Source organism: Streptomyces sp. NPDC005004, from assembly GCF_053600675.1.
The window spans coordinates 236,794-259,665 of the sequence record NZ_JBSGAH010000001.1 but is presented as its reverse complement, the minus strand read 5'-3'; the positions used below and the strand labels follow the sequence as shown (position 1 = coordinate 259,665).

24 protein-coding genes are annotated in these 22,872 nt (G+C 73.2%); 14 read left to right on the top strand and 10 right to left on the bottom strand.

Annotated features, from left to right (window positions below; all coding sequences use genetic code 11):
- Positions 1-84: 84 nt before the first annotated feature.
- The gene (locus ACWEEU_RS01180) at positions 85-720 is read right to left on the bottom strand and encodes a TetR family transcriptional regulator (RefSeq protein WP_385745875.1); all 636 of its coding nucleotides are present in this window, start codon (positions 718-720) and stop codon (positions 85-87) included.
- A 133-nt stretch (positions 721-853) separates the two neighbouring features.
- Here ACWEEU_RS01180 and ACWEEU_RS01175 point away from each other — a divergent pair, with 133 nt between their 5' ends.
- The 3 genes from ACWEEU_RS01175 to ACWEEU_RS01165 all read left to right on the top strand — a co-directional run bounded on the left by ACWEEU_RS01175 (position 854) and on the right by ACWEEU_RS01165 (position 4,785).
- Complete coding sequence (locus ACWEEU_RS01175; protein ID WP_451727170.1) at positions 854-1,585, top strand: VOC family protein; 732 nt, start codon at positions 854-856, stop codon at positions 1,583-1,585.
- Positions 1,586-1,776: 191 nt separating this feature from the next.
- Positions 1,777-4,125, top strand: a complete 2,349-nt coding sequence (locus tag ACWEEU_RS01170) for an outer membrane protein assembly factor BamB family protein (protein ID WP_385745811.1) — start codon at positions 1,777-1,779, stop codon at positions 4,123-4,125.
- Positions 4,126-4,176: 51 nt separating this feature from the next.
- A complete protein-coding gene (locus ACWEEU_RS01165; RefSeq protein WP_385745814.1) occupies positions 4,177-4,785 on the top strand; it encodes a hypothetical protein in 609 nt (202 codons plus the stop codon).
- A 14-nt stretch (positions 4,786-4,799) separates the two neighbouring features.
- Here the strand turns inward: ACWEEU_RS01165 and ACWEEU_RS01160 are convergent, their stop codons facing one another.
- Together ACWEEU_RS01160 and ACWEEU_RS01155 are read right to left on the bottom strand one after the other, a co-directional pair.
- On the bottom strand, positions 4,800-5,882 hold the full coding sequence (locus ACWEEU_RS01160; RefSeq protein WP_451727165.1) for a sensor histidine kinase: 1,083 nt from the start codon (positions 5,880-5,882) through the stop codon (positions 4,800-4,802).
- A 10-nt stretch (positions 5,883-5,892) separates the two neighbouring features.
- On the bottom strand, positions 5,893-6,585 hold the full coding sequence (locus ACWEEU_RS01155) for a response regulator transcription factor (RefSeq protein WP_385745818.1): 693 nt from the start codon (positions 6,583-6,585) through the stop codon (positions 5,893-5,895).
- 105 nt (positions 6,586-6,690) lie between these two features.
- Here ACWEEU_RS01155 and ACWEEU_RS01150 point away from each other — a divergent pair, with 105 nt between their 5' ends.
- Positions 6,691-7,734 carry an endonuclease/exonuclease/phosphatase family protein gene (locus tag ACWEEU_RS01150; protein WP_451727582.1) on the top strand — a complete coding sequence of 348 codons (1,044 nt, stop codon included), beginning with the start codon at positions 6,691-6,693 and terminating at the stop codon, positions 7,732-7,734.
- 108 nt (positions 7,735-7,842) lie between these two features.
- Here the strand turns inward: ACWEEU_RS01150 and ACWEEU_RS01145 are convergent, their stop codons facing one another.
- Complete coding sequence (locus tag ACWEEU_RS01145; RefSeq protein WP_356099310.1) at positions 7,843-8,025, bottom strand: hypothetical protein; 183 nt, start codon at positions 8,023-8,025, stop codon at positions 7,843-7,845.
- Between the two features lie 185 nt (positions 8,026-8,210).
- Positions 8,211-11,159: a BTAD domain-containing putative transcriptional regulator gene (locus tag ACWEEU_RS01140; RefSeq protein ID WP_451727161.1), complete on the bottom strand. Its 2,949-nt coding sequence runs from the start codon at positions 11,157-11,159 to the stop codon at positions 8,211-8,213.
- A 325-nt stretch (positions 11,160-11,484) separates the two neighbouring features.
- Here ACWEEU_RS01140 and ACWEEU_RS01135 point away from each other — a divergent pair, with 325 nt between their 5' ends.
- Complete coding sequence (locus tag ACWEEU_RS01135; protein ID WP_451727158.1) at positions 11,485-14,070, top strand: bifunctional FO biosynthesis protein CofGH; 2,586 nt, start codon at positions 11,485-11,487, stop codon at positions 14,068-14,070.
- Between the two features lie 59 nt (positions 14,071-14,129).
- Entirely contained in the window at positions 14,130-14,702 is a 573-nt protein-coding gene (locus tag ACWEEU_RS01130; protein WP_385745829.1) for a hypothetical protein, read from the top strand.
- On the opposite strand, the gene ACWEEU_RS01125 is transcribed toward ACWEEU_RS01130, so the two are convergent.
- Positions 14,695-15,105 carry an ATP-binding protein gene (locus ACWEEU_RS01125; RefSeq protein WP_451727154.1) on the bottom strand — a complete coding sequence of 137 codons (411 nt, stop codon included), beginning with the start codon at positions 15,103-15,105 and terminating at the stop codon, positions 14,695-14,697. The genes ACWEEU_RS01130 and ACWEEU_RS01125 overlap by 8 nt on opposite strands.
- A 115-nt stretch (positions 15,106-15,220) precedes the next feature.
- Here ACWEEU_RS01125 and ACWEEU_RS01120 point away from each other — a divergent pair, with 115 nt between their 5' ends.
- The 5 genes from ACWEEU_RS01120 to ACWEEU_RS01100 all read left to right on the top strand — a co-directional run bounded on the left by ACWEEU_RS01120 (position 15,221) and on the right by ACWEEU_RS01100 (position 17,864).
- Positions 15,221-16,045: a helix-turn-helix domain-containing protein gene (locus ACWEEU_RS01120; protein ID WP_451727151.1), complete on the top strand. Its 825-nt coding sequence runs from the start codon at positions 15,221-15,223 to the stop codon at positions 16,043-16,045.
- The gene (locus tag ACWEEU_RS01115; RefSeq protein WP_451727148.1) at positions 16,030-16,215 is read left to right on the top strand and encodes a DUF397 domain-containing protein; all 186 of its coding nucleotides are present in this window, start codon (positions 16,030-16,032) and stop codon (positions 16,213-16,215) included. The genes ACWEEU_RS01120 and ACWEEU_RS01115 overlap by 16 nt, the downstream gene beginning before the upstream one ends.
- Before the next feature lie 68 nt (positions 16,216-16,283).
- Positions 16,284-16,709, top strand: coding sequence for a pentapeptide repeat-containing protein (locus tag ACWEEU_RS01110; protein ID WP_451727145.1), 426 nt, complete (start codon positions 16,284-16,286; stop codon positions 16,707-16,709).
- A gap of 26 nt (positions 16,710-16,735) precedes the next feature.
- Positions 16,736-17,176 (top strand): nuclear transport factor 2 family protein, encoded by a 441-nt coding sequence (locus ACWEEU_RS01105; protein ID WP_385745837.1) that lies wholly within the window; start codon positions 16,736-16,738, stop codon positions 17,174-17,176.
- Positions 17,177-17,219: 43 nt separating this feature from the next.
- Complete coding sequence (locus ACWEEU_RS01100) at positions 17,220-17,864, top strand: LysE family translocator (RefSeq protein WP_451727579.1); 645 nt, start codon at positions 17,220-17,222, stop codon at positions 17,862-17,864.
- Positions 17,865-17,868: 4 nt separating this feature from the next.
- Here ACWEEU_RS01100 and ACWEEU_RS01095 read toward each other — a convergent pair whose 3' ends face one another.
- Positions 17,869-18,219: a hypothetical protein gene (locus ACWEEU_RS01095; protein ID WP_451727142.1), complete on the bottom strand. Its 351-nt coding sequence runs from the start codon at positions 18,217-18,219 to the stop codon at positions 17,869-17,871.
- Positions 18,220-18,453: 234 nt separating this feature from the next.
- On the opposite strand from ACWEEU_RS01095, the gene ACWEEU_RS01090 reads away from it, so the two are divergent.
- Positions 18,454-18,951, top strand: a complete 498-nt coding sequence (locus ACWEEU_RS01090) for a DUF3291 domain-containing protein (RefSeq protein WP_451727139.1) — start codon at positions 18,454-18,456, stop codon at positions 18,949-18,951.
- Positions 18,952-18,963: 12 nt separating this feature from the next.
- Here ACWEEU_RS01090 and ACWEEU_RS01085 read toward each other — a convergent pair whose 3' ends face one another.
- On the bottom strand, positions 18,964-19,407 hold the full coding sequence (locus tag ACWEEU_RS01085) for a MarR family transcriptional regulator (RefSeq protein ID WP_385745842.1): 444 nt from the start codon (positions 19,405-19,407) through the stop codon (positions 18,964-18,966).
- Between the two features lie 11 nt (positions 19,408-19,418).
- Positions 19,419-19,901, bottom strand: a complete 483-nt coding sequence (locus ACWEEU_RS01080; RefSeq protein WP_385745844.1) for a MarR family winged helix-turn-helix transcriptional regulator — start codon at positions 19,899-19,901, stop codon at positions 19,419-19,421.
- 125 nt (positions 19,902-20,026) lie between these two features.
- Here ACWEEU_RS01080 and ACWEEU_RS01075 point away from each other — a divergent pair, with 125 nt between their 5' ends.
- On the top strand, positions 20,027-20,560 hold the full coding sequence (locus ACWEEU_RS01075; protein ID WP_385745846.1) for a DUF2165 domain-containing protein: 534 nt from the start codon (positions 20,027-20,029) through the stop codon (positions 20,558-20,560).
- Here ACWEEU_RS01075 and ACWEEU_RS01070 read toward each other — a convergent pair.
- The gene (locus tag ACWEEU_RS01070) at positions 20,551-21,801 is read right to left on the bottom strand and encodes an MFS transporter (RefSeq protein WP_451727134.1); all 1,251 of its coding nucleotides are present in this window, start codon (positions 21,799-21,801) and stop codon (positions 20,551-20,553) included. The genes ACWEEU_RS01075 and ACWEEU_RS01070 overlap by 10 nt on opposite strands.
- Positions 21,802-21,924: 123 nt before the next feature.
- Between ACWEEU_RS01070 and ACWEEU_RS01065 the strand changes: the two genes are divergently transcribed.
- Positions 21,925-22,860, top strand: a complete 936-nt coding sequence (locus tag ACWEEU_RS01065) for a LysR family transcriptional regulator (RefSeq protein WP_451727131.1) — start codon at positions 21,925-21,927, stop codon at positions 22,858-22,860.
- The last annotated feature ends 12 nt before the right edge of the window (positions 22,861-22,872 follow it).

Here is a 22,872-nt window from a genome sequence, read left to right as displayed (position 1 = left end):
AGGCTCCCGCGGGCCCCGGACGCGGGACGGGCGGTGGTCCACCCGAGTGGACCACCGCCCGTCAGACAGGACTTGGGGGGCGCGCTACCGGGTGGGCTTCTTCCCGGTCACGCCGAGGTACGTCAACAGCGAGAGCGTCGGCTTGAGTTCGGCCTGCTTCACGCCCCAGGCGGAGAAGCCCTTCTGGTGCGCGGCGACCGAGGAGAGCATGGTGACGAGGGAACCGGCGATCGCCGAGGGGTTTATGTCCTTGTCCACCCGTCCCTTCGCCTGGAGTTCGGCGACGGCCTCGGTGAGCGGGCCGTGGACCGCGTTCAGGATCTTCATGCGGAGCTTGTTGAAGCGCTTGTCGCCCTCGGCGGCGGCGAGGTCGACCACGCGCAGGATCGCGTCGTTGCGGCGCCAGAAGTCCATGAAGCCGTCCACGAGTTCCTGCGCGGTCTGCCAGCCCGCCTTGCCCGCCCAGCTGCGCCCGGCGAGCAGTTCGGCCAGCTCGGCGCTCTCGGCGGCGGTCTGGTCCGCGATCTCCAGGACGGCTCCCTCGACGTCCGGGAAGTACTGGTAGAAGGTCGCGGGCGACGTGCCCGCCCTCCGGGCGACATCGATGACCTTGACGTCCCGGTAGGGGGAGGAGCTGAGCATCTCGCTGAGGCAGTCGAGCAGCTTCTGCCGGGTCGCCTGCCCACGCCGGCCGGCCACGCGGCCGTCGACGGTACGCACTTGTCCTGTCATGCCGTCAGCTTACCGACGGGGGGCAGGAGCGCTATTCGGCCGACTGCAAATGGGGTGCCCGGCCATCGCGGGGCGATTTCCCTGGTCTGCGGGGTGCGCGCGGGGCGGTTACTTTGACGACATGGCCGAAAACAGTGCACCGGCGTACGGCGAGGGCGTGCCCTGCTGGGTCGACGCGCAACTGCCCGACGTCGAGGCCGGCAAGCGGTTCTACGGTGAACTTTTCGGGTGGACCTTCGAGCCCGCCGAGGAGGTGCCCGGCGGCTCGGTGTGGGCCCGTCTGGACGGCGAACCCGTCGCCGCGCTCGCCCCGAAGACCGACGGCCGGATGCCCACCGTCTGGACGGTCTACTTCGCCACCCCGGACGCCCGCGCGCTCGGCCGCCGGATCACCGAGGCGGGCGGAACGCTGATCTCCGGCCCCTTCCCCGTGGACGGCCTGGGCGCCGCCGCCCTCGTGGCCGACCCCGAGGGCGCCGTCTTCGGCCTGTGGCAGCCCGGCTCGTTCCCCGGCTTCGGGCGTCGCCGCGAGCCGGGCACGTTCGTCTGGGCCCAGCTCTACACCCGCGACACCGCCGCCGCGAACACCTTCTACGGTGCCCTCTTCCACGAGGCGCTGTTCGGCTCGGGCACCGAGCCCGACTTCGGCCGCGCGGACGTGACCGACGTGTTCCCCGCCGAGATGCCCCCGCACTTCGTCGTCCACTTCCGCGTCGCGGACCTGGACGCCGCCCTCGCGGCCGTACGGCGGCTCGGCGGGCGGATTCAGGTGCCGCCCTTCGACGCCTCGTACGGACGTGTGGCCGTCGTCACCGACAATCAGGGGGCGTCGTTCGCGCTGCTGCACCGGTGACGGAGCACCGCGCGGCGGCGAAATGACGGGATTGGGCACGAGACACCCCGATTCGCCACCGGGTTCGCAACCGGCCGCCCGGCCAGGAAGAATCGGGGTGCGTGCCGCCAGGGCGGTGCGGTGGTGAGACGCTGCACTACGGCCGCGTCCGCAGGTGGGCGACGCGGCTCGTACGGGGAGGTGGCAGGCAAGTGGTGGATCAGCTCACACAGCACGACCCGCGGCGGATCGGGCCGTTCGAGGTGCTGGGCCGGCTGGGGGCCGGCGGCATGGGGCTGGTCTATCTGGCGCGCTCGGCGTCCGGCCGGCGGGTGGCCATCAAGACCGTCCGCACGGAGCTGGCCGAGGACCAGCTCTTCCGGGTCCGCTTCACCCGCGAGGTGGAGGCGGCCCGCGCCGTCTCCGGCTTCTACACGGCCGCCGTCGTCGACGCCGACCCGCGCGCGGCGGTGCCCTGGCTGGCGACCGCCTACGTCCCGGCGCCCTCGCTGGAAGAGATAGTGAACGAGTGCGGCCCGCTCCCGGCACAGGCGGTGCGCTGGCTCGCGGCGGGCGTCGCCGAGGCCCTCCAGTCCATCCACGGCGCGGGTCTGGTCCACCGCGACCTCAAGCCGTCCAACGTGCTCGTGGTCGAGGACGGCCCCCGGGTCATCGACTTCGGCATCGCCTCGGGGGTGTCCAACACCCGGCTGACGATGACGAACGTCGCCGTCGGCACCCCCGCCTACATGTCGCCCGAGCAGGCCAAGGACTCCCGCAGCGTCACCGGCGCCAGCGACGTGTTCTCGCTCGGCTCCACCCTGGTCTTCGCCGCCACCGGACACCCGCCCTTCCACGGCGCCAACCCGGTCGAGACGGTGTTCATGCTGCTGCGCGAGGGCCCGGACGTCACCGGGCTCCCGGACGAGCTGCGCCCGCTGATCGACGCCTGCATGCAGATGGAGGCCCCCGGCAGGCCCAGCCCCGCCGACCTCCAGTCCCAGCTGGCCCCGCATCTGTTCGGCTCCGGCTCCGACGACTCCGGCACCGCCTCCGCGTGGCTGCCCGAGAAGGCCGTCGCGCTCATCGAGGCCCGCCGGGGCGGCCGTCCGCCCGCCAAGCCCGCCCCGCTGCCGCCGGGACCGCGCAGCGGCGTCCGCGCCGCCGTGCCCCCGCCGCCGTCGTACGACCCCGTGGTGCCGTCCCCGGCGCCGGTCCCGCTCGGCGGGCCCGACACCGGTCCGGTGCGGCTCGCCGGGGTCGAGGTGCCCATCGGGCCGGGACCGCGCGTGGCCGACGCCCGCGCCGCCGCCGTCAAGGCGCCGCCGCCGGAGACAGGGCTCGTCGCGAGCTGGTCCCGGCCGCGCCCCGGCGTGCTCGGTGCCGACCCCGCCGTACCGCCCGTACCGGCACTCCAGCCGGAGACCTCGGCGGGCTGGCGGCCCTGGCGGTTCCGCATGTCCAACGACGTGTGGGGCACCCCCTCGGTCGACGGCGACCTCGTCTACGTCACCTCCTTCGAGGTGCACGCCCTCGACGTGGCCACCGGCCGCCGCCGCTTCAAGACGCGCGACGTCGCCTGGTCCATGACCATCGCCGACGGCCGTATCCACGCCTCCGACGGGCCCACCCTGTTCGCCCTGGACGCCCGCGAGGGCACCGACCTGTGGCGGCTGTCCACGGACGCCTGGGTGTACTCGCTCAAGGCCGACCGGGGCACCGTCGTCACCGGCACCCGGGGCGGCGGCGCCCAGGCGTGGGACGCGGCAGGCGGACAGAAGCTGTGGGAGATCAGCGGCTGCCAGACGGACTTCGAGTCCCCGGAGGCCGGACCCGTCGTCCACGACGGCACGGTCTACGTCTGGCAGGACGCCCGGCTGCGCGCCCTGGACGCCCGCACCGGCGACGAGCGCTGGTCCTACCCCGTCGGCGACGCGGCCTCCTGCGGCGGTGTCCCGGTCCGGCTCACCCCGGCCGACGACGGCCACGTCTACCTGTGCGCGGGCAGCCGTGTCCTCGCCGTGGAGGCGGCCACCGGGCGCGTGCGCTGGCACTTCGAGGCCCCGGCGGTCTTCCTCGCCCCGCCCGCCTTCGTCCCCGGCCCGGCGGTCACCGGCGGCGGCGTCTACCTCGCGGACTACCTCGGCACCGTCTACGCCCTCGACGCCGCCGACGGCCGCGACCGCTGGCGCATCGCCACCGAGTCCCGCGCCTCGGTCGAACCGGTGCTGGTCGCGGCCGGCCACGTCCACGTGGGCAGCGGCAAGGGTCTCTACACGCTGGACGCGGTGACGGGCACCCCCAAGTGGCGCTTCCAGGCGGGCGGCGACGTGGTCGGCGCCCCCTCCGTCGCCGAGGGCCGCATCCACTTCGGCTCCACCGACGCCCTCATCTACACCCTCAAGGCCGACGACGGCCGCCTGCGCTGGAAACTCGCCACCGGCGGCGAGATCACCGGCTCCCTGGTCGTCAAGGACGGCGTGGTCTACGCCTGCAGCAAGGACCGCTGCGTGTACGCCCTGGACGCGGAGAAGGGCACCGGCACGGCACGGACGGTGTGACGGCGAAGGGGGGCCTGGCCGGCCTCCCTGTCCGCCGTTAGGGTGAACCGCATGAGACTACGGGGGCGCGGACTCAGGCTGACGGCTGTGCTGGCACTGACGGTGCTGGCGCTCACGGGATTCTCCCGGGGACACGGGCACGGCAGACACGGCTCGGGCGGGGGCGGCTGCAGCAGCTCCAGCCAGGACCACGACAGCACGTCGTCGTCGAGCGGGGGCCTTACCGGCTCCGGGGGCGGGTCGACGTACGACCCGGACGACTCGTACGGCGGCACGGACGACGATTCCTACGGTGACACCGACGACTCCTCCGGGAGCAGCACGGGCGGCTACCGCAGCCCCCGCACGCACCGGCCCACCTCCACCGCGACCGGCAGCGGGCGTGCCCGTACGGTCGAGGACGGGACGGTCGAGCTGCTGAGCTGTGCGACGGCCACGACGCCGTACGCGACCGTGGAGGTGACCAACCCCAACAAGCGCGAGGTGCGCTACACGGCCGTCGTCCACTTCCTGGACGGCTCCGGCGCCGAACTCCGCGTCGGGCGGGCCGAGGTGGACGTTCCCGCGCGGGGCACCGCGAAGACACGGGTGCAGATCGGCGCGGCGGGCGTGGGCACGGGCCACTGCAAGGCGGAGCCGACGGCCGAGCGGGCGGACTGACGCGCCGGGCACCGTCAGCTCGCGGGCAGCTCCACGGAGACGCGCAGCCCTCCGTCCGCGCGCGGAGCGAGGGTCAGCGTCCCGTCGTGCGCCTCGGTGATGGTGCGGACGATGGCCAGGCCGAGCCCGACCCCCGCGTGATCGGTGTGGACGCGCTCGGTCCCGCGCCGGAAGGGCTCGGTGAGCGTCGAGACCAGTTCCGGCGAGAGCGGCTCGCCGGTGTTCTCGACCGTGAGTACGGCGGTGCCGGTGCCGGTGCCGGTCGTCACCCGCACCGTGCCGCCGGAGGGCAGGTTGTGGACGATCGCGTTGTGCACCAGGTTCGTCGTCAACTGGAGGAGCAGCGCGGGTGATCCGAGCGTGGGCGTGATCCCGCCCGAGGTCTCCAGCGTGACCCCGTGCCGCTCCGCGAGGGGGAGCAGCGTCTCGGTGGCCTCCTCCGCGAGGAGGGACAGGTCGACGCTTTCCCGGGTGAAGGACCGCTGCTCGGCACGGCTGACCAGGAGCAGCGCCTCGGTGAGGTCGATCGCCCGGGTGTTGACCGCGCCGAGCCGGGCGAGGAGGGCGTCGGTGTCGCGGCCGGGATCGGTGCGGGCGACGTCGAGGAGCGCCTTCGTGATCGCCAGCGGGGTGCGCAGCTCGTGCGAGGCGTTGGCGGCGAAGCGGCGCTGCTCGGCCATGTGCGCGTCGAGCCGCGCGAGCATCGTGTCGAAGGCGTCGGCCAGCTCCCGGAACTCGTCGCCGCGGCCCGGCAGTCCGACCCGATGCGAGAGCGATCCGGTCGCGGCCCTGCGGGCGGCCTCCGTGAGGCGTCCCAGGGGCGCGAGCATCCGTCCCGCCAGGAACCACCCGCCCACGAGCCCGAACACCAGCAGGAACGCCAGCACCGCGAACGCCCTCGGCGCGAACACGCGCAGCAGGTTGGAGCGGACCGGGAAGACCCCGCCCGTCGTCGGATCGCCGGTGGAGCCGGGGACGATGAGCGCGCGGTCCGGGACGTACCGCAGCAGGAACCACCACACGGCCGCGAGCAGCAGCGCACCGGCGACCATGAGGAACCCCGCATAGCTGAGCGTGAGTTTGAGACGGACGCTCACCCCGGGCGCCCTATCCACGCGCGCCTCCCGTGTCCGAGTCCGCGTCCGTGTCGATGCGGTATCCGACCCCCGCCACCGTCGCGATGACCCACGGCTCCCCGAGCCGCTTGCGCAGCGCCGAGACGGTGATGCGCACGGCGTTGGTGAACGGGTCCGCGTTCGCGTCCCACGCCCGCTCCAGCAGCTCCTCGGCGCCGACCACCCCGCCCTCGGCGGCGACCAGCACCTCCAGCACCGCGAACTGCTTGCGGGTGAGCGCGACATGGCGGCCGTCGCGGTGGACCTCCCGGCGGAACGGGTCCAGGCGCAGCCCCGCGATCTCCCGCACGGGCGGCCGGTGATGGGCCCGCCGGCGGTCCAGCGCCCGGAGCCGGAGCACGAGTTCCCTCAGCTCGAAGGGCTTCGTGAGGTAGTCGTCGGCGCCGAGCCCGAACCCGGACGCCTTGTCGTCGAGCCGGTCGGCCGCCGTGAGCATGAGGATCGGCAGCCCGCTGCCCGAGGCGACGATGCGCCGGGCCACCTCGTCCCCGGAAGGGCCCGGGATGTCCCGGTCCAGGACGGCGATGTCGTAGGCGTTGACGTCCAGCAGCTCGAGGGCGGTGTCGCCGTCCCCGGCGATGTCGGCCGCGATCGCCTCGAGCCGCAGTCCGTCGCGGATGGCCTCGGCCAGATAGGGCTCGTCCTCGACGATCAGCACACGCATGGGAGAAAGGCTACGAGTCGTCGCATATCGGCGGCGTATCGAAAAGCGCATACGCCCCGGCAACATCCCGCTCCCTTGACTGGCGGCATGAACGCGACTGGCGGCATGACACGCAACACCCCCGGACCGAGCCGCGCCCCCCGACGGCGTGCGGTCCTCCACCGGGCGCTCCACGCCGCCTTTCGGCCGGACCCCTGGAAGCGCGGCCCGGTCCTCACAGCCCTGTCCCTGCTGCTCGGCCTGCTGATGCGGCTGCACGCGAGCGTCCCGGACCCCGGGGGCCTGGCCGGTCTGCTGGAGAACGTCCTGCCGTGGCTCGGCCTGTTCGTCCCGGTGCTGCTGGCCGGGGCGCTGTGGCGGCGGTCCGCCTCGGCGGTGGTCGCGCTGGTGCTGCCGGTCGCGGTGTGGCTGAGCCTCTTCGGCGAGGTGCTCACCGACAAGTCCCGGCCGGGCGGCGACCTCACCGTCGTCTCCCACAACGTCGGCGCGGACAATCCCGACCTGGCCGCCACCGCCCGCGCCCTGGCCGCATCCGGCGCGGACGTGCTGGCCCTGGAGGAGCTGACCCCGCGGGCGACACCGCGGTACGAGAAGGGGCTCGCGACGGCGTATCCGCACCACGTGGTGCGCGGCACGGTCGGGCTGTGGAGCAGGCTGCCGATCTCGGGCACGCGGATGATCGACATCATGGACTTCGGCCCGCTGGCGGCCACCAAGCCGGCCGCCGACAGGCTGCCCGGCAATCGCGCGCTGCGTACCACGGTGACCACCGGGCACGGCCCGCTGACGGTGTACGTCGCCCACCTGGGGTCCGTACGGCTCATGCCCGGGAAGGGCTTCTGGACGGACAGCCGGGACATCGGCGCGCGCGCCCTCGGCAAGGCGCTGGCGGACGACCCGAGCAGGCGCGTGGTGCTGCTCGGGGACCTCAACGGCACCCTGGACGACCGGGCGTTCGCGGGGATCACCGCGCGGCTGCGCTCCGCCCAGGACGTCGCCGGGGACGGCTTCGGCTTCACCTGGCCCGCGGCGTTCCCGGCGGTGCGGATCGACCAGGTCCTGGTCAGGGGCGTGACGCCGGACGGCTCATGGACGCTGCCTGCCACCGGGAGCGATCATCTGCCGGTGGCGGCCCGTATCGGCTGGTGAACGCGCGAAGGCCGCGGCGGCGTCCCCCCTCCGCGCCGCCGCGGCCTCACGTCCCCCGTGTTCCCCCGTGCCCCCGTGTTCCCCCGTGCTCCCCCCTGTGGAGCAGTCTCAGCGCGGGTCGCCGGTGGTGATGTGGCTCTCCAGGGTGGTGACGTCGTCCAGCTCCTCGGCGTTCTCACCGCCGGTGATGTGGCTCTCCTGCGGGGTCACCTCGGCGGCGTCCGCCGTCTCCCCACCGGTGATGTGGCTCTCCTGAGGAGTGACCTTGTCGGACTTCTTGGCGTCGCTCATCCTGAACTCCGTTGCTGTGAAGGTGTGCTGGGACGGCAGGCCCGTCCGGCCGCTCCCCCGAGGACTTCCGGACGGGCCGGGGCCCAGCCGGCCCGTACGTCCCCCGTGAACGACGAGCCGACTGCCTAGAGAGTGCTCGGGCACGATAAACGAATGATGAACGCGGCGCTCCGTGGCCCCCGTTGTCAGCCCGTCGCCGCCGGTGTGAGCAGTCTCCGCAGGTCGGCGGCCTCGGGGGAGTCCAGCCGCTCGAAGACGGCCAGCGCGTCCGTCCAGCAGGCCCGCGCCCGGTCCGACTCCCCGAGCGCGTCCAGCGCCTTGCCGAGCACGGTCAGCACACCCGCCCGGCGCCAGTCGCCGCCGACGTGCAGCAGCACGGAAAGGGACTGCTCGGCCTGTGCCGCGGCGGCGGCGGGCCACCCGGCCGCGAGTCGCACCCCGGCGAGCCGGAAGAGCGTCATCCCCTCCCACAGCCGCTGCCTGCTGTCGCGGAAGATGGTCAGCGCCTCGGCGAGGCGCGCCTCCGCCTCCTCCTGCCGCCCCGACTCCGCGAGCGCCAGCCCGAGGGCGTAACTCCCGTTCGCCAGGCGCACGGAGAGACCCAGGTCGCGGTAGACGGCGACCCCCGCCTCCGCCAGCTCCACCGCGCTCTCCACCTGCCCCATCGCGAGCCGCACCCGGGACAGGTTGCACAGGGCGCTGGCCTCCCCCGGCAGGTTGCCGTCGGCGCGATAGGCGTCCAGGGTGCGCTGGAGGTAGGTCTCCGCCTCCTCGTTGCGCTGGTGGTAGGCGGCGACGATCCCGCGCTCGCTCGGGGCGTTGCAGTCGATCCACGGGTCGCGGGCGGCGTCCGCCAGCTCCACCGCCCGCTGCGCCTCCGCCTCTGCCTCGTCGAAGCGCCCCGCCGCCATGTGCACCTGGGCCAGCGTGGTGCGCGCCCGGCCCTCCGTGCGCGCGTCCCCCGCGGCCCGCGCCGCGTCCCGTACGGCGGTCGCCGCCGCCCCGAACTGATGGGCGTTCGCGCCGGATTCGGCCAGGTCCTTGGAGACGAGGAGCAGGTCCACCGCCCGCCGCAGGGTCGCCCCCGACGCCGACTGCCGTACGCACGCGAGCAGTGGGTCCGCCTCCGCGTACAGCCAGTCGAGCGCGTCGCGGTGCCCGGCGAAGGCCAGTCCCTCGTGCGCGGCCGGGTCGAGGTGCTCCACCGTGCGGTCGCCGGGGCGCTCGATGGCGTACACCCGGGCGGCCGTGGCGAGGTAGAAGTCCAGCAGCCGGGAGAGCGCGGCCGCGCACTCGCCGGGCGCCGCCTCGTCGCGCTCGGCGCAGGAGCGGGCGTAGAGGCGGACCAGGTCGTGGAAGCGGTAGCGGCCGGGCGCGGCGGACTCCAGGAGCGAGGTGTCCACCAGGGACTCCAGCAGGTCCTCGGTGTCCTCCTGCGGCCGGTCCAGTACGGCAGCGGCGGCGGCCAGCGACAGATCGGGGCCCTCGGCGAGACCGAGCAGCCGGAACGCGCGCGCCTGCGCGGGCTCCAACTGGCCGTAGCCCAGCTCGAAGGTGGCCTTCACCGCGAGATCCCCGGCCTGGAGTTCGTCCAGCCTGCGGCGCTCGTCGGCGAGCTTCGCGGCGAGCACCGAGACCGTCCAGGTGCGGCGGGCCGCGAGCCGGGAGGCGGCGATCCGGATCGCCAGCGGCAGGAAGCCGCACGCGGCCACCACGTCGAGGGCGGCCTCGCGCTCGGCGGCGACCCGCTCCGCGCCGACGATCCGCGTGAAGAGGGCCAGCGCCTCCTCCGGGGACATCACGTCCAGGTCCACCAGATGGGCGCCCGCGAGCCCGGTCATCCGCACCCGTGCGGTCACCAGCGCCGCGCAGCCCGCGGTGCCCGGCAGCAGCGGGCGCACCTGGGCGGCGTCCTTGGCGTTGTCCAGCAGGACGAGGACCCGGCGGCCGTCGAGCACCGAGCGGTAGAGCGCCGCGCGCTCCTCCGGGGAGTCCGGGATCGAGCGGTCGGGGGTGCCGAGGGCGCGCAGGAAGGAGCCGAGCACCGTCTCCGGTTCGGCAGGGCGGGGGCCCGCGCCCTGGAGGTCGACGTAGAGCTGCCCGTCGGGGAAGGCGGCACGGGCGCGGTGGGCGACGTGCACGGCGAGCGTGGTCTTGCCGACGCCGCCGATCCCGGCCAGCGCGGAGACCGCCATCACCCGGCCCTCCGCCTCCGATGCCGAGGCGAGCACCTCGCTCAGCTCGGTCACGAACGCGTCGCGTCCCGTGAAGTCCGGCACGGACGCGGGCAGTTGGGCGGGCTTGACCGCCACCATCGCGGGCTCGGCGGGCGGCGGGGTGGGTCCGGCGAGGGCGGGGTCGGCGCGCAGGATGCGCTGCTGGAGTTCGCTCAGCCCCGGGCGCGGGTCCACGCCCAGCTCCTCGGCGAGCAGCCGCCGGGTGTCCGCGTAGACGGCCAGTGCCTCCGCCTGGCGGCCGCTGCGGTACAGCGCCACCATCAGCAGCTCGCGGAACCGCTCGCGCAGCGGATGCGCCGCCGTGAGGGCGGTCAGCTCCGAGACGGCCTCGGCGTGATTGCCCCGCTCCAGGTCCATGTCCAGCCGGGACTCCAGGAGTTGGAGCCGCCACTCCTCAAGCCGGACCCGCTGCGTCTCGGCGTACGGCCCCGGTACTCCCGCCAATGGCTCCCCGTCCCACAGTGCGAGCGCCAGCCGCAGCAGCCTCCCCGCCTCGGGCAGGTCCCCTTCGCCGCGCGCCTTCTCGGCCCGCGCGGCCAGTTCCTGCGCCGAGGTGATGTCGAGCGAGCCCTCGCCGAGCCCCCGCACGGCGTACCCGCCGGACTCGCTGACCAGCACGCCCGGGCCCAGCGCCTTGCGCAGCCGCGAGGCGTACGTACGCACCGCCGCCAGCGCCCGGGGCGGCGGCTCGCTGCCCCACAGCGCGTCGATCAGCTCGGCCGCCGTCGCCGTACGCCCCTCGCGCAGCAACAGAGCGGCCAGCAGCGCGCGTTGCTGCGGCGACCCGGTGCTCACCGGCTCGTCCCCGCGCCACGCCCGCACCGGCCCGAGCACCCCGAACCGCAACCCGGCGAAGCCGCTGACCCGCTGCTCAGGCACCCGCGGCCCACCGTCCATGCGCTCGCCCCCTAGCCATCCCTCGTGCAAGGCCAGTTTGCCTTCTTGGGCCCACTTCCGTCAGCCGTGCGAGACGCCGATCACAAGGCGGCGCGGGGGGCTCCACAATCCCTCCACAAGGCGGGCGGGGGCACGGCGCCGGCTTGGCGGGTGAGTGGACGGCGTCGAAGCGGTCACCCCTGAGCGCGGGCGACCGGCACCCCGGACGACTGCCCCGCCCGCTACGTGTACACGGTCACGATCCGCTGAGCAGGCCGGCCACCGATGCGACCCGCGGCCGGGAAGGCCCCCTGGCACCCCGTGCCGCCGAACGTATGCTCACACAATGACGACTTCCGCGACCCCCGGAACCGGCCCCACCGAGAACTCCATGCGTCGCGCCCTGAAACGAGCGCGGGACGGTGTCGCGCTCGACGTCGCCGAGGCGGCGGTGCTGCTGCAGGCGCGCGGGGAGGCGCTGACCGACCTCGCCGCGTCGGCCGCGCGCGTGCGGGACGCGGGTCTCGAGCAGGCGGGCAGGTCCGGTGTCATCACGTACTCCAAGAGTGTGTTCGTCCCGCTGACGCGGCTGTGCCGGGACAAGTGCCACTACTGCACGTTCGTCACCGTCCCCGGCAAGCTGCGCCGCGAGGGACACGGAATGTTCATGTCCCCGGACGAGGTGCTGGACGTCGCCCGCAAGGGCGCCGCGCTCGGCTGCAAGGAAGCGCTCATCACCCTCGGGGACAAGCCGGAGGACCGCTGGCCCGAGGCGCGGGAGTGGCTGGACGCGCACGGCTACGACGACACGATCGCGTACGTCCGCGCCATCTCCATCCGCATCCTGGAGGAGACCGGGCTGCTGCCCCACCTCAACCCGGGCGTCATGAGCTGGACGGACTTCCAGCGGCTGAAGCCGGTCGCGCCGAGCATGGGCATGATGCTGGAGACGACGGCGACCCGGCTGTGGTCCGAGCCCGGCGGCCCGCACCACGGCTCCCCGGACAAGGAACCGGCCGTACGGCTGCGGGTGCTGGAGGACGCGGGACGCTCCTCCGTGCCCTTCACCTCCGGTCTGCTGATCGGCATCGGCGAGACCTACGAGGAGCGCGCGGAGTCCCTGTTCGCCCTGCGCAAGGTCGCCCGCGCCTACCACGGCGTCCAGGAGCTGATCATCCAGAACTTCCGCGCCAAGCCGGACACCGCCATGCGCGGGATGCCCGACGCCGAGCTGGACGAGCTGATCGCCACGGTCGCCGTCGCCCGGCACATCATGGGCCCCGCCGCCTGCCTCCAGGCCCCGCCGAACCTGGTCGACGGCGAGTACGAGCGGCTGATCGGCGCCGGCATCGACGACTGGGGCGGGGTCTCCCCGCTCACCATCGACCACGTCAACCCCGAGCGCCCCTGGCCGCAGATCGAGCAGCTCACCGAGCGCTCCCGGAAGGCCGGGTTCGAGCTGCGCGAACGGCTGTGCGTGTACCCGGAGTTCGTCCGCAGGGGCGAGCCCTGGCTGGACCCGCGCCTGCGTCCCCACGTCGCCGCCCTGGCCGACCCGGAGACCGGCCTCGCCCGCCCGGACGTGCTCCCCGAGGGGCTGCCCTGGCAGGAGCCCGAGGAGGTCTTCACCGCGAGCGGCCGCACCGACCTGCACACCACCATCGACACCGCGGGGCGCACCTCCGACCGCCGCGACGACTTCGACGAGGTCTACGGCGACTGGGCCGAGCTGCGCGAGGCGGCGGCCCCCGGTATGGCCCCCGAGCGCATCGACACGGACGTGCGCCAGGCCCTGCGCACTGCCGCGGACGACCCGACGAAGCTGACCGACGACGAGGCGCTCGCCCTCCTCCACGCCGACGGCCCGGCGCTGGACGCGCTGTGCCGGATCGCGGACGACGTACGCAGGTCCGTGGTGGGCGACGACGTCACGTACATCGTCACCCGCAACATCAACTTCACCAACGTCTGTTACACCGGCTGCCGTTTCTGCGCCTTCGCCCAGCGCCGCACCGACGCCGACGCCTACACCCTCTCCCTGAGCCAGGTCGCGGACCGCGCCCAGCAGGCGTGGGACGTGGGCGCGGTGGAGGTCTGCATGCAGGGCGGCATCCACCCCGACCTGCCCGGCACGGCGTACTTCGACATCGCGAAGGCGGTCAAGGAGCGCGTCCCCGGGATGCACGTCCACGCCTTCTCCCCGATGGAGGTCGTGAACGGCGCGACCCGGACGGGTCTGTCGATCCGCGAGTGGCTGACGGCGGCCAAGGAGGCGGGGCTGGACTCCGTCCCCGGTACGGCCGCCGAGATCCTGGACGACGAGGTCCGCTGGGTGCTCACCAAGGGCAAGCTGCCCACGGCCACCTGGATCGAGGTCATCACGACCGCCCACGAGCTGGGCATCCGCTCGTCGTCCACGATGATGTACGGCCATGTGGACCAGCCCCGCCACTGGCTCGGCCATCTGCGTGCCCTGGCCGGCATCCAGCAGCGCACCGGCGGCTTCACCGAGTTCGTGACGCTGCCGTTCATCCACACCAACGCGCCCGTCTACCTCGCCGGCATCGCACGCCCGGGCCCGACCATGCGGGACAACCGCGCGGTCACGGCGATGGCCCGCCTGCTCCTGCACCCGCACATCCCGAACATCCAGACGAGCTGGGTCAAGCTCGGCACCGAGGGCGCGGCCGAGATGCTGCGCTCCGGCGCGAACGACCTGGGCGGCACGCTGATGGAGGAGACGATCTCCCGGATGGCGGGTTCGTCGTACGGCTCGTACAAGTCCGTACGGGACCTGGAGGCGGTCGCGGAGGCGGCCGGGCGCCCGTCGAAGCCCCGTACGACGCTCTACGGCGAGGTGTCCGAGGAGCGTCGGAAGGCGGCCCGTACCTCGGACGGGCACCTGCCGGATCTGCTGCCGGTCCTGGACTGAGTACGATGATCCGACCCCGGATGTAGAAGGGGGACTCACAGCGGAGGAGATGCGTACCCGTGGCTGCCCGACTGCCCTCGTGGGCCTGGGTCTCCGGACTGACGGTGGGCGCGACCGCCGCCGTCATCGCCCTCGCGATACAGGCCGAGCACGGCCCGCATCCCACGGCGGCGGTGGCGAAACCGCGCCCCTCGGCGACGGCCTCCGCCACCGCGAGCCCGACCGCCGACGCCCCCAAGCCCTCAGGCCCGCCCGCACTCCCCGACGCCTCCGGGGAGGGCCGCCGGATCGTCTACGCGGTCGGTGAGAAGCGGGTCTGGCTGGTGGACGCCACCGGCAAGGCCGTCCGCACGTTCACGGTGTGGCCGGGCACGGTCAGCCCGCAGCCCGGCCGCTACACCGTCCTGGGCCGTCTGCCGGCCGCCACCGGCTCCGACGGGGTCGCCATCGAGCACATCCTGTACTTCACCCACACCCCGGCCGGCGACGCCGCCTTCTCCAACGCCATCGACGGCTCCTCGCCCCCGCCCGCGGGCGGCAAGCAGACCACCGGCATCCGCCTCCACAAGGCGGACGGCGCCGCGCTGTGGGCCTTCGGCGACCGGGGCACGCGCGTGGCGGTCGTCAAGTAACGTCCGCCGCCCCCGGCGCCAGCTCCGCCCACAGGGTCTTCGCCCCTGCCGGGGCCTCCCTCACCCCCCAGCGCTGCGCGTACGCGGCGACGACCTGCAACCCCCGCCCGCCCTCGGCCAGTTCGGCCGAGGGTTCCGGCGGTCGCGGCAGCCGGTCCCCGCGCGCGTCGGTCACCTCGATCAGCAGTGTGCCGTCGTCGTGGCGCCGCAACTCCAGCCGGAAGTCCCGCCCGCTCACCCGGCCGTGCAGCACCGCGTTCGCCGCGAACTCGGCCACCACCTGCGTGGCCGCCTCGAACGGCATACCCCACTCGTCCAGTTGACGCTCGGTGAGCAGCCGCGCCAGGCGCGCGCCTCTGCGGGTGGCGGACAACTGGATCCGCACCTCGGATTTCTGATTCACATCACCCAGCGTGGCCGCCTGTCCCTACCCTGAACAGCGACGACCACCGTACGCAGCGTGACTGTACGGGTGGCCCGGGTGACGGTACGGCTGGTACGCGGAAGAGGGGTGCCGGGTGGAGGACGAGGAGGCCGAGGCCGTACTGCGTGCGGTCGGACGGCAGATCAGGGCGTGGCGGGAAGCGGCGGGGCTCACCCAGCCGGAGCTGGGTGCGGCGATCGGGTACAGCGGGGAGATGGTGGCGTCCGTGGAGCGGGGACGGCGCGTGCCGAAGCCGGACTTCTTGGACCGGGCTGATGAAGTGGTGCGCGCCGGTGGCAAGTTGGCGGCGATGAAGGCGGACGTGGAGAGGGCGAGGTACCCGAAGAACGTACGGGACCTGAAGAAGCTGGAGGACGAGTCCACGGAGATGGGGGCGTACATGGCTCTGCACATCGACGGCCTCCTGCAGACGCCCGCGTACGCGAAGGCCCTTTACGAGATGCGTCGCCCCGCGTACACCGAGGAGGAGATCGACCGCTTCGTAGCGGCACGCATGGCGCGAAAGTCGGTCTTCGAGCGGGTGCCACGTCCTCTCCTCACTTTCGTGCTGGAGGAGGTGACGCTTCGGCGTCCGGTCGGAGGCAGGGCAGTTCTACGGGAGCAACTTGAACACCTGTTGGAGATGAGCCAGTTGCGGCACGTGTCAATTCAGGTGATGCCCACGGCCTGCGAGGACCACGCGGGCATGAATGGTCAGTTCCGGGTGTTGAAGCTCCGCAGCGGCAAGTCGCTCGGGCAGACCACCGGCCAGCTCTACGACCGAGTGATCAGCGATCCCCATGAGGTCCAAACCCTGGACATGCGCTATGGCATGATCCGAGCCCAAGCCCTCACGCCCCCGGAGTCACTGACCTTCATCGCAAAGGTGCTGGAAGAAGAGACATGGATTCAACCCTGAAGTGGGTCAAGAGCAGTTACAGCGGAAACGACGACTCGGCCTGCGTCGAAGTCGCCCTCGCCCCCGCCACCATCCACATCCGCGACTCGAAGAACAAGCACGGCGCCCACCTCGCCGTCCCCGCCACCGCCTGGACCGACTTCCTCCGCTTCGCCGCCCGCTCTGCCTAGGGGCGGACGACCGGGGGCCGGTGAAATGCCCACGACGGACGCCCCGTCGGGCTGACATGATGTCGGTCATGGGCGGAGGAGTGAGGACGGCGAAGGAACAGCTCGCCTCCTGTCGCAGGTACGAGGCTCTGCGCGGGGAGCGTTTCGACGGTGAGGACCTCGCCTCGGTGTCCCTGCGGGAGCTGCGGTTCACGCGGTGCTCGTTCCGCGGGGCCGACCTGCGGCACGCCACGCTGGACGGGTGCGGCTTCAAGCTGTGCGACTTGCGCGGGGCGGACCTGAGCGGCGCCTCTCTGCGCGGGGTCTCCTTCGCGGGGTGCGATCTGACCGGCGCCGACCTGCGGGCGGCGGACCTGACCGGGGCGCACTTCGGCCGGGTCCTCACCGGCACCCCGTCCCACGGCCTGACCGACATCACCGGCACCAGACTGGACCGAGCCGTCCTGCGCGACCTCCGGCTCGACCAGGTCGTCGGCCGGCCCCTCACCGACTGACCGGAACCTCATCCAGGAGGGCGAACGTGACCCCAGCCCGGCCCCAGGCCACCCGCGCCGTGGTGGAAGAGCTGCTGCGCCGCATCGGCGAGGGCGACCCGGACCGCGTCGCCGAGCTGTACGCCGAGCAGGTCGACTGGAGACTGAACTGGCCGGAGTCCGAACACGGCCGCACCGCCACCCCCTGGATCCGCCCCCGTCACACCCGCGCCGACGCCGCCGCCCACGTCCGCGAACTCACCGAACACCACGTGCCGGGCGCGGCCGCCACCGAGATCGGGCGCGTCCTCGTCGACGGCGACGACGCGGTCGTACTCGGCGAGATCCGCCAGACGGCGCGCGCCACGGGGCGTCCCTACCGGGCCCGCTTCGCCCTGCACCTCACGGTCGAGAACGGGCTCGTCACCCGGCACCATGTCTACGAGGACAGCCTTGCCGTGGCCCAGGCGTTCGGGGAGAAGAAGTGAAGGCGGGAGCCGCCCGCCAAGCCGTGGCAGGGTGGCGCGCGTGGTGATCTCCATGGCGGCGGCCGGCGGAATGGCCCTGGTCGAGCTGGGCATGGCACTGACGCCGGGACCGAACATGATGTACCTGGTGTCCCGGAGCGTCGGTCAGGGCCGCGTGGCCGGGTTGGTCTCGCTGATCGGGACCGCGGTGGGCTTCCTCGTGTACATGACCCTGGCCAACGTGGGCCTTGCGGTGGTCTTCGTCGCCGTCCCGTGGCTGTACATCGGCTTCAAGGCGGTAGGCGCCGCCTACCTCGCTTTTCTGGCCTGGCAGGCGCTCAGGCAGGGAGGTCACGGGCTGTTCGAGCCACGCGGCCTCCAGCGCGACTCGTACGGGAAGCTGGTGCGGATGGGGCTGGTCACCAACCTGCTCAACCCGAAGGTCGCCGTCCTGTACCTCGCGCTGATCCCGCAGTTCATCGATCCCGCTCGCGGCCACACCACGGCCCAGGGGTTCGCTCTCGGCACCGTACAGATCGTGGTGGGCCTCACCGTGCACGCGCTGATCGTGCTCGCGGCCGGATCCGTCGCCGCCCTGCTCAAGAGCCGCCCGACCTGGGCCAAGTTGCAACGCCGGATCACCGGAACGCTCCTCGCCGGCGTCGCGATCGCCCTCGCCCGCGAGGTGCCCGCCCGCGCACGGGCCTGACCGCTCAGCGGAACTCGTGGACCACCTGGATCTCGCCGACGATATGGGCGTTGAAGTCGTCCAACTCCTCGGCGGGAACCCAGAGTTCTAGGATCGTCTCCCCGCCGGCCCGCTGGACGGGATACCGGCTCACGAAGTCCGACTCGACCTCGAAACGCGTGACGAAGCCGGCGCCGTCGTGCTTCACGTTCCAGTCCCGCGCGATCCGCACCGCGTAGTCCTCGTTGAGGACCGGGTAGAAGATCGGCTGCTCCGGCAGCCGGGGCGGCCAGGCACGCCAGTCCGACTCCCGTACCAACTCCAGCTCTTCGGGGCCGGTGGGGCGCCACAGGGTCGTCGTCGGCCGGCTGGTCATCGGTGTCGCACTCCGGGTACGGGCCGCGTGGGCGGCGGGGGCGGGAGCCCGGACGATACCGACCTCGCGCCCCCGGCAGCCACACGGTTTCCGTGCGCGGCACTCGCCGCCCGGCCCCTGGCGGAAGGCCACGGGAAGAGGAAAAACGCAATATCGACAGGGCCCGCGCAGGCCGCTACCTTCACCGGGTCTTCGGCGATCTCCCACGGTCGCCCCCGGCCAAGGGAGAGCCGCATGACCCGTCTCGCGCTGTACACCTTCGGCGTCCTGAAGTCCCCTCTCGCCGACCCCACACCCCTCACGCGCGAGTTCTACGGCGTCGGCGCGGCCGTCTACCCGCAGATCAGCGGACACCCCGGCTACCTCGGGCACGCGGAGGCGGCGGACGGTGCCCAGGGCGTGCTCTTCGGGGCGGACTGGGGTGCGTGGGGTGAGTTCGCCGTACCTGTCTGGTACGACAAGGGCCGTACGCCGGACACCACCGCCCTGGCCGCGACCCTCTCCCTCTGGACCGGCCCGCGCCCCGCCTTCGACGCCGTCTACACCGGCCTGCACCGCGAGGCGCTGCGCAGGCGTTACGACTGGTTCGAGCGGACGGGCCACCCGACCCACGTGCTCTGGTGGGTCCCCGACGCCGCGACCCCCATCTGGCAGGACGGCGTCTCCCGCCTGGAACACCTCCACACCCACGGCCCCACCCCGCACGCCTTCACCTTCCAGGACGTCCGGTGACCGGACCGGAGGTCAGGCGTCCAGTGCCGCCAGCTCCGCGTTGGCGCGCTCGGTGACCAGGGCGAGGACGCGGCCGGCGGTGGCCAGGTCCTCGGCGGGGATGCCGCCCCAGACGCGGGCGGAGACGGGCGCGGTCTCCGCGCCGACGGCGGCGAGCAGTTCGCGCCCCTCGTCCGTGGGGCGCAGGCGCGTACCGTCCTCGGCCAGCAGCCGCTCGGCCAGCAGATCGTCGACGGTCGCGCGAATGTCCGCCGGATCGGCCTTGAGGAGCCCCTGGACCTGGGCGACGAGTTCGTCCGGCGTCTGCGGCACCTCGGCGGTGATCGCGGTGCGCAGGACGACCTGCTGCTGGAACGTGACGCCATGCCGCGCCAGGACGTGCTCCAGGACGCCTCGGGCGGCGTAGTGCGCGAGGGCGAGAACGCGGGCGTCGGCGAGAGGTGCGGTGGTGGCCATGATGTTCTCCTCTAGGTGCTCTGGTCGTGCGGGACGGGGGGAGCGAGAGGTGCGTCGAGCAGGGTCGTCAGCTCGTCGGTGAACGCGCGGGTGCGCGGGGCGCCGGGTCCGCCGAGGGGTTCCAGCAACTGCTGGTGCAGTTCCTGGACCACCGCGATGGCCCGCCGTGTGACCTCCTGGCCCCGCTCGGTGAGGGCGAGCTGGACGGCGCGCGGGTCGCGGGGATCGCGAGTCCGCTCGATCAGCCCCGCCGACTCCAGGGCGCGCGCCAGCTTCGAGACGTACAGCGCCTCCAGACCGGTGTGGTCCGCGAGCCGGCGCTGACTGGGCCGCTCGCCGGTGCGCTGCATCCCGTGGAGCGACGCGACCAGGGAGTACTGCGCGTGGGTGAGCCCCAGCGGAGCCACCGCGCGATCGACCGCGACCCGCCACTTGTTGGCGAGCCGCCATACCAGGAATCCGGGCGTGGGGCCCGGCGGTGAACCCTTGCTCATGCGAGATACGGTACATGGCTACTATGTCCATGGCTACTGTTTTCCGGGCGTGACCCTGCCTCCGCCCCCGCATTCTGGCGCGATGCGTGCGGCATAACTCCCTTCATTCCAGGGAGAATTCAGCCATGACCACCACTCCCACCGACATCAGCGCCCCCACCCCGACCACGCCCCGCACCGGTCTCTCCCTGGCCGCGGGCGTGTTCACGGGCGTGCTCGCGCTGTACATCGCCCTCGTCGCCCTCGGGAACATCACCGACTTCGGGTCGAACCAGCAGTACGTCCGGCATGTGCTGGCGATGGACACGACGTTCAAGGACGACGCCCTGATGTGGCGGGCGATCACCAGCACCGCGCTTCAGGACACCGCGTACGTGGCGATCATCGCGTGGGAGACGGTCGCGGCCGTCGTGCTGGTCCGGGGCACCTGGCTGTGGGCGCGGCGGGACGCCGAGCGGGCCCGCCGGGTCTCCACCTACGGCCTGCTGATGCTGATACTCCTCTTCGGCGCCGGGTTCATCGCCATCGGCGGGGAGTGGTTCGCCATGTGGCAGTCGAAGGCGTGGAACGGTCTGGACGCCGCGACCCGGATCGTCCTGGTGAGCGGAGTCGCGCTGGTCGTCAACCAGTTGCCGGAGCGGCGGTCGCCTCAGGCGTGAGCCGGGGCCGCCTCGGACTCGGCCGGCACCTCCGCCGTACGGCGGGGCAGCAGCAGCGGCGTCGCCAGCAGAAGCAGCCCCGCCAGCCCGATGGCCGTACGCGGTCCGAGCAGCGTGCCCAGGACGCCCCACACGGCCGTCAGCAGGGCCGTCGTGGCCTTCGTCGTCACCGTCCAGGCGGACAGCACACGGGTGACCCGGTCCGCGCGGGTCCGCTCCAGGCGGCAGGCCGCGCTCACCGGGTTGAAGACCCCGCAGCAGAAGATGAGCCCCAGCTCGACCCCCATCACCAGCAGCAGCCCGCCCGTGCCGGGGCCCACGAAGGCGAGGCCGAGGGGCCACACCGCCCGCAGGGTCCCCGTCGCGCGCAGAACCCGGTCCTGTCCGTACCGCGCCACCAGCGGGCGGGCCAGCCGTGAGCCCAGCAGTCCGCCCAGCGACGGCGCCGCGAAGGCCAGGCCGTACTGCCACGGCGCGAACCCGAGACGCCCGAGCATCAGGACCGCGAGCAGCGGTTCGGTCGCCATCAACAGGCCGTTGAACAAGGATGCGTTGAGGAACAGCGGGCGCAGGGTGGGGTCCGCCAGGATGTACCGCCAGCCGGCCGCCAGGTCACCGGGGCGCAGCCGCGCGCTCACCTGGCGACCGGGGGCGGGCCGCGCCTCCCCGCCCCCGATCGCGCGCAGCCCCAGCGCCGAGAGCAGGTAGCTCACCGCGTCCGCCACCACCGTCGCCACCGGTCCCAGCAGCCCGATCGCCGCGCCGCCCAGCGGCGGCCCGACGATCGTCGTCGTCCAGGCCGTCGACTCGAAGCGGGCGTTGGCGGCGAGCAGGTCCCCGGGCGGCAGCAGCGTCTTGAGGTACGCCCCGGAAGCCGCCCGGAAGGTGATGTCCGCCGCCGCGACCACCACCGAGACCAGCAGCAACTGGACGAAGGTCAGCGCGCCGAGCGCGTACGCGGCCGGGATCGTCAGCAGCGCCGCGCACCGCACCAGGTCCATCGCGATCAGCACCGGCCGCTTGTGCCGGAACTCCACCCACGGCCCGAGCGGCACCGCCACCGCCGCGCCCACCGCCGCCCCCGCCGAGGACAGCGCGGCCACCTCCGCCGGGCCCGCGTGCAGCACCTGGACGGCGATCAGCGGGAACGCGCCGAAGGCGAGCCAGGTGCCGAGCGCGCTCGTCCCGTACGCCCCCCAGAGCCACCCGAAGGCCCGCCCGAGCCCGCGCCCGCTCCTCATGCCCGTCACCCGCCTCCACAACCGATCCGCGACCACAGGCATCAAAGCGGCCCCGCCGGCCTGGGATCAAACAACCGCGGAGCCGCCCGGCACAACCAGCGGTTGTCGTCCTAACCTGGCCGTATGGACCTCGACACCGTGCGCACCTTCGTCGCCGTCGCCGACGCCGGGCGGTTCCGGGATGCCGCCGCCGAACTCGCGGTCACCCAGCAGGCCGTGTCCAAGAGGATCGCCGCGCTGGAACGCGTCCTGGGGGTAAGGCTGTTCACCCGCACCCCGCGCGGCGCCGAGCTGACCATCGACGGCCAAGCGTTCCTGCCGCACGCGCGCGAGCTGCTGCGCGTGGCCGGGCGGGCGGTGGCCTCCGTGCACCGGGGGAGCCGTCCGCTGCGCGTCGACGTGCTCACCTCGCGCAGCGCGCAGTCGGGCCTGATGCGCGGTTTCCACCGCGCACACCCCGAGATCGACCTCGACGTGATGACGCTGTTCGACATCGAGACGGCCGTCGCCGCCATCCGCTCCGGCGCGATCGACGCGTCCTTCCGCGCCGTCGCCGCGCCCGGCCGGCCCCTGCCGGAGGACATCGCGTCCGTCCGCGTGCTCGACGAGCCGCTCCAGCTCCTCACCGGCCCTGCCCACGCACTGGCGGGCGCCCGGTCCGTCACCCTCGCCCAGCTCGTCGGGCACCGGATCTGGATGCCCGGCATCGCCCCCGGCACCGAGTGGGCCGCCTACTACGACGACCTCGTCGCCGAGTTCGGCCTCACCATCGAGGTCACCGGCCCCAACTTCGGCTCCGACGCCCTCCTCGACACCATCGCCGACACCCCCGCCCTGGCCACCTTCATGGGCGAGCCCACCCGCCTCGTCTGGCCCGCCGCCCACGGTCTGCGCCGCATCCCGGTCACCGACCCGACCCCCGTCTACCCGCACTCCCTCCTCTGGCACCGGGACAACCCGCACCCGGCCCTGACCGCCCTGCGCGCCTACCTCGCGGGAGCGACGCCCGGCCACGACGCGCCCGGCACCTGGGTGCCCGACTGGGCGCGCCCCCGTTGACCGCACCCCGAT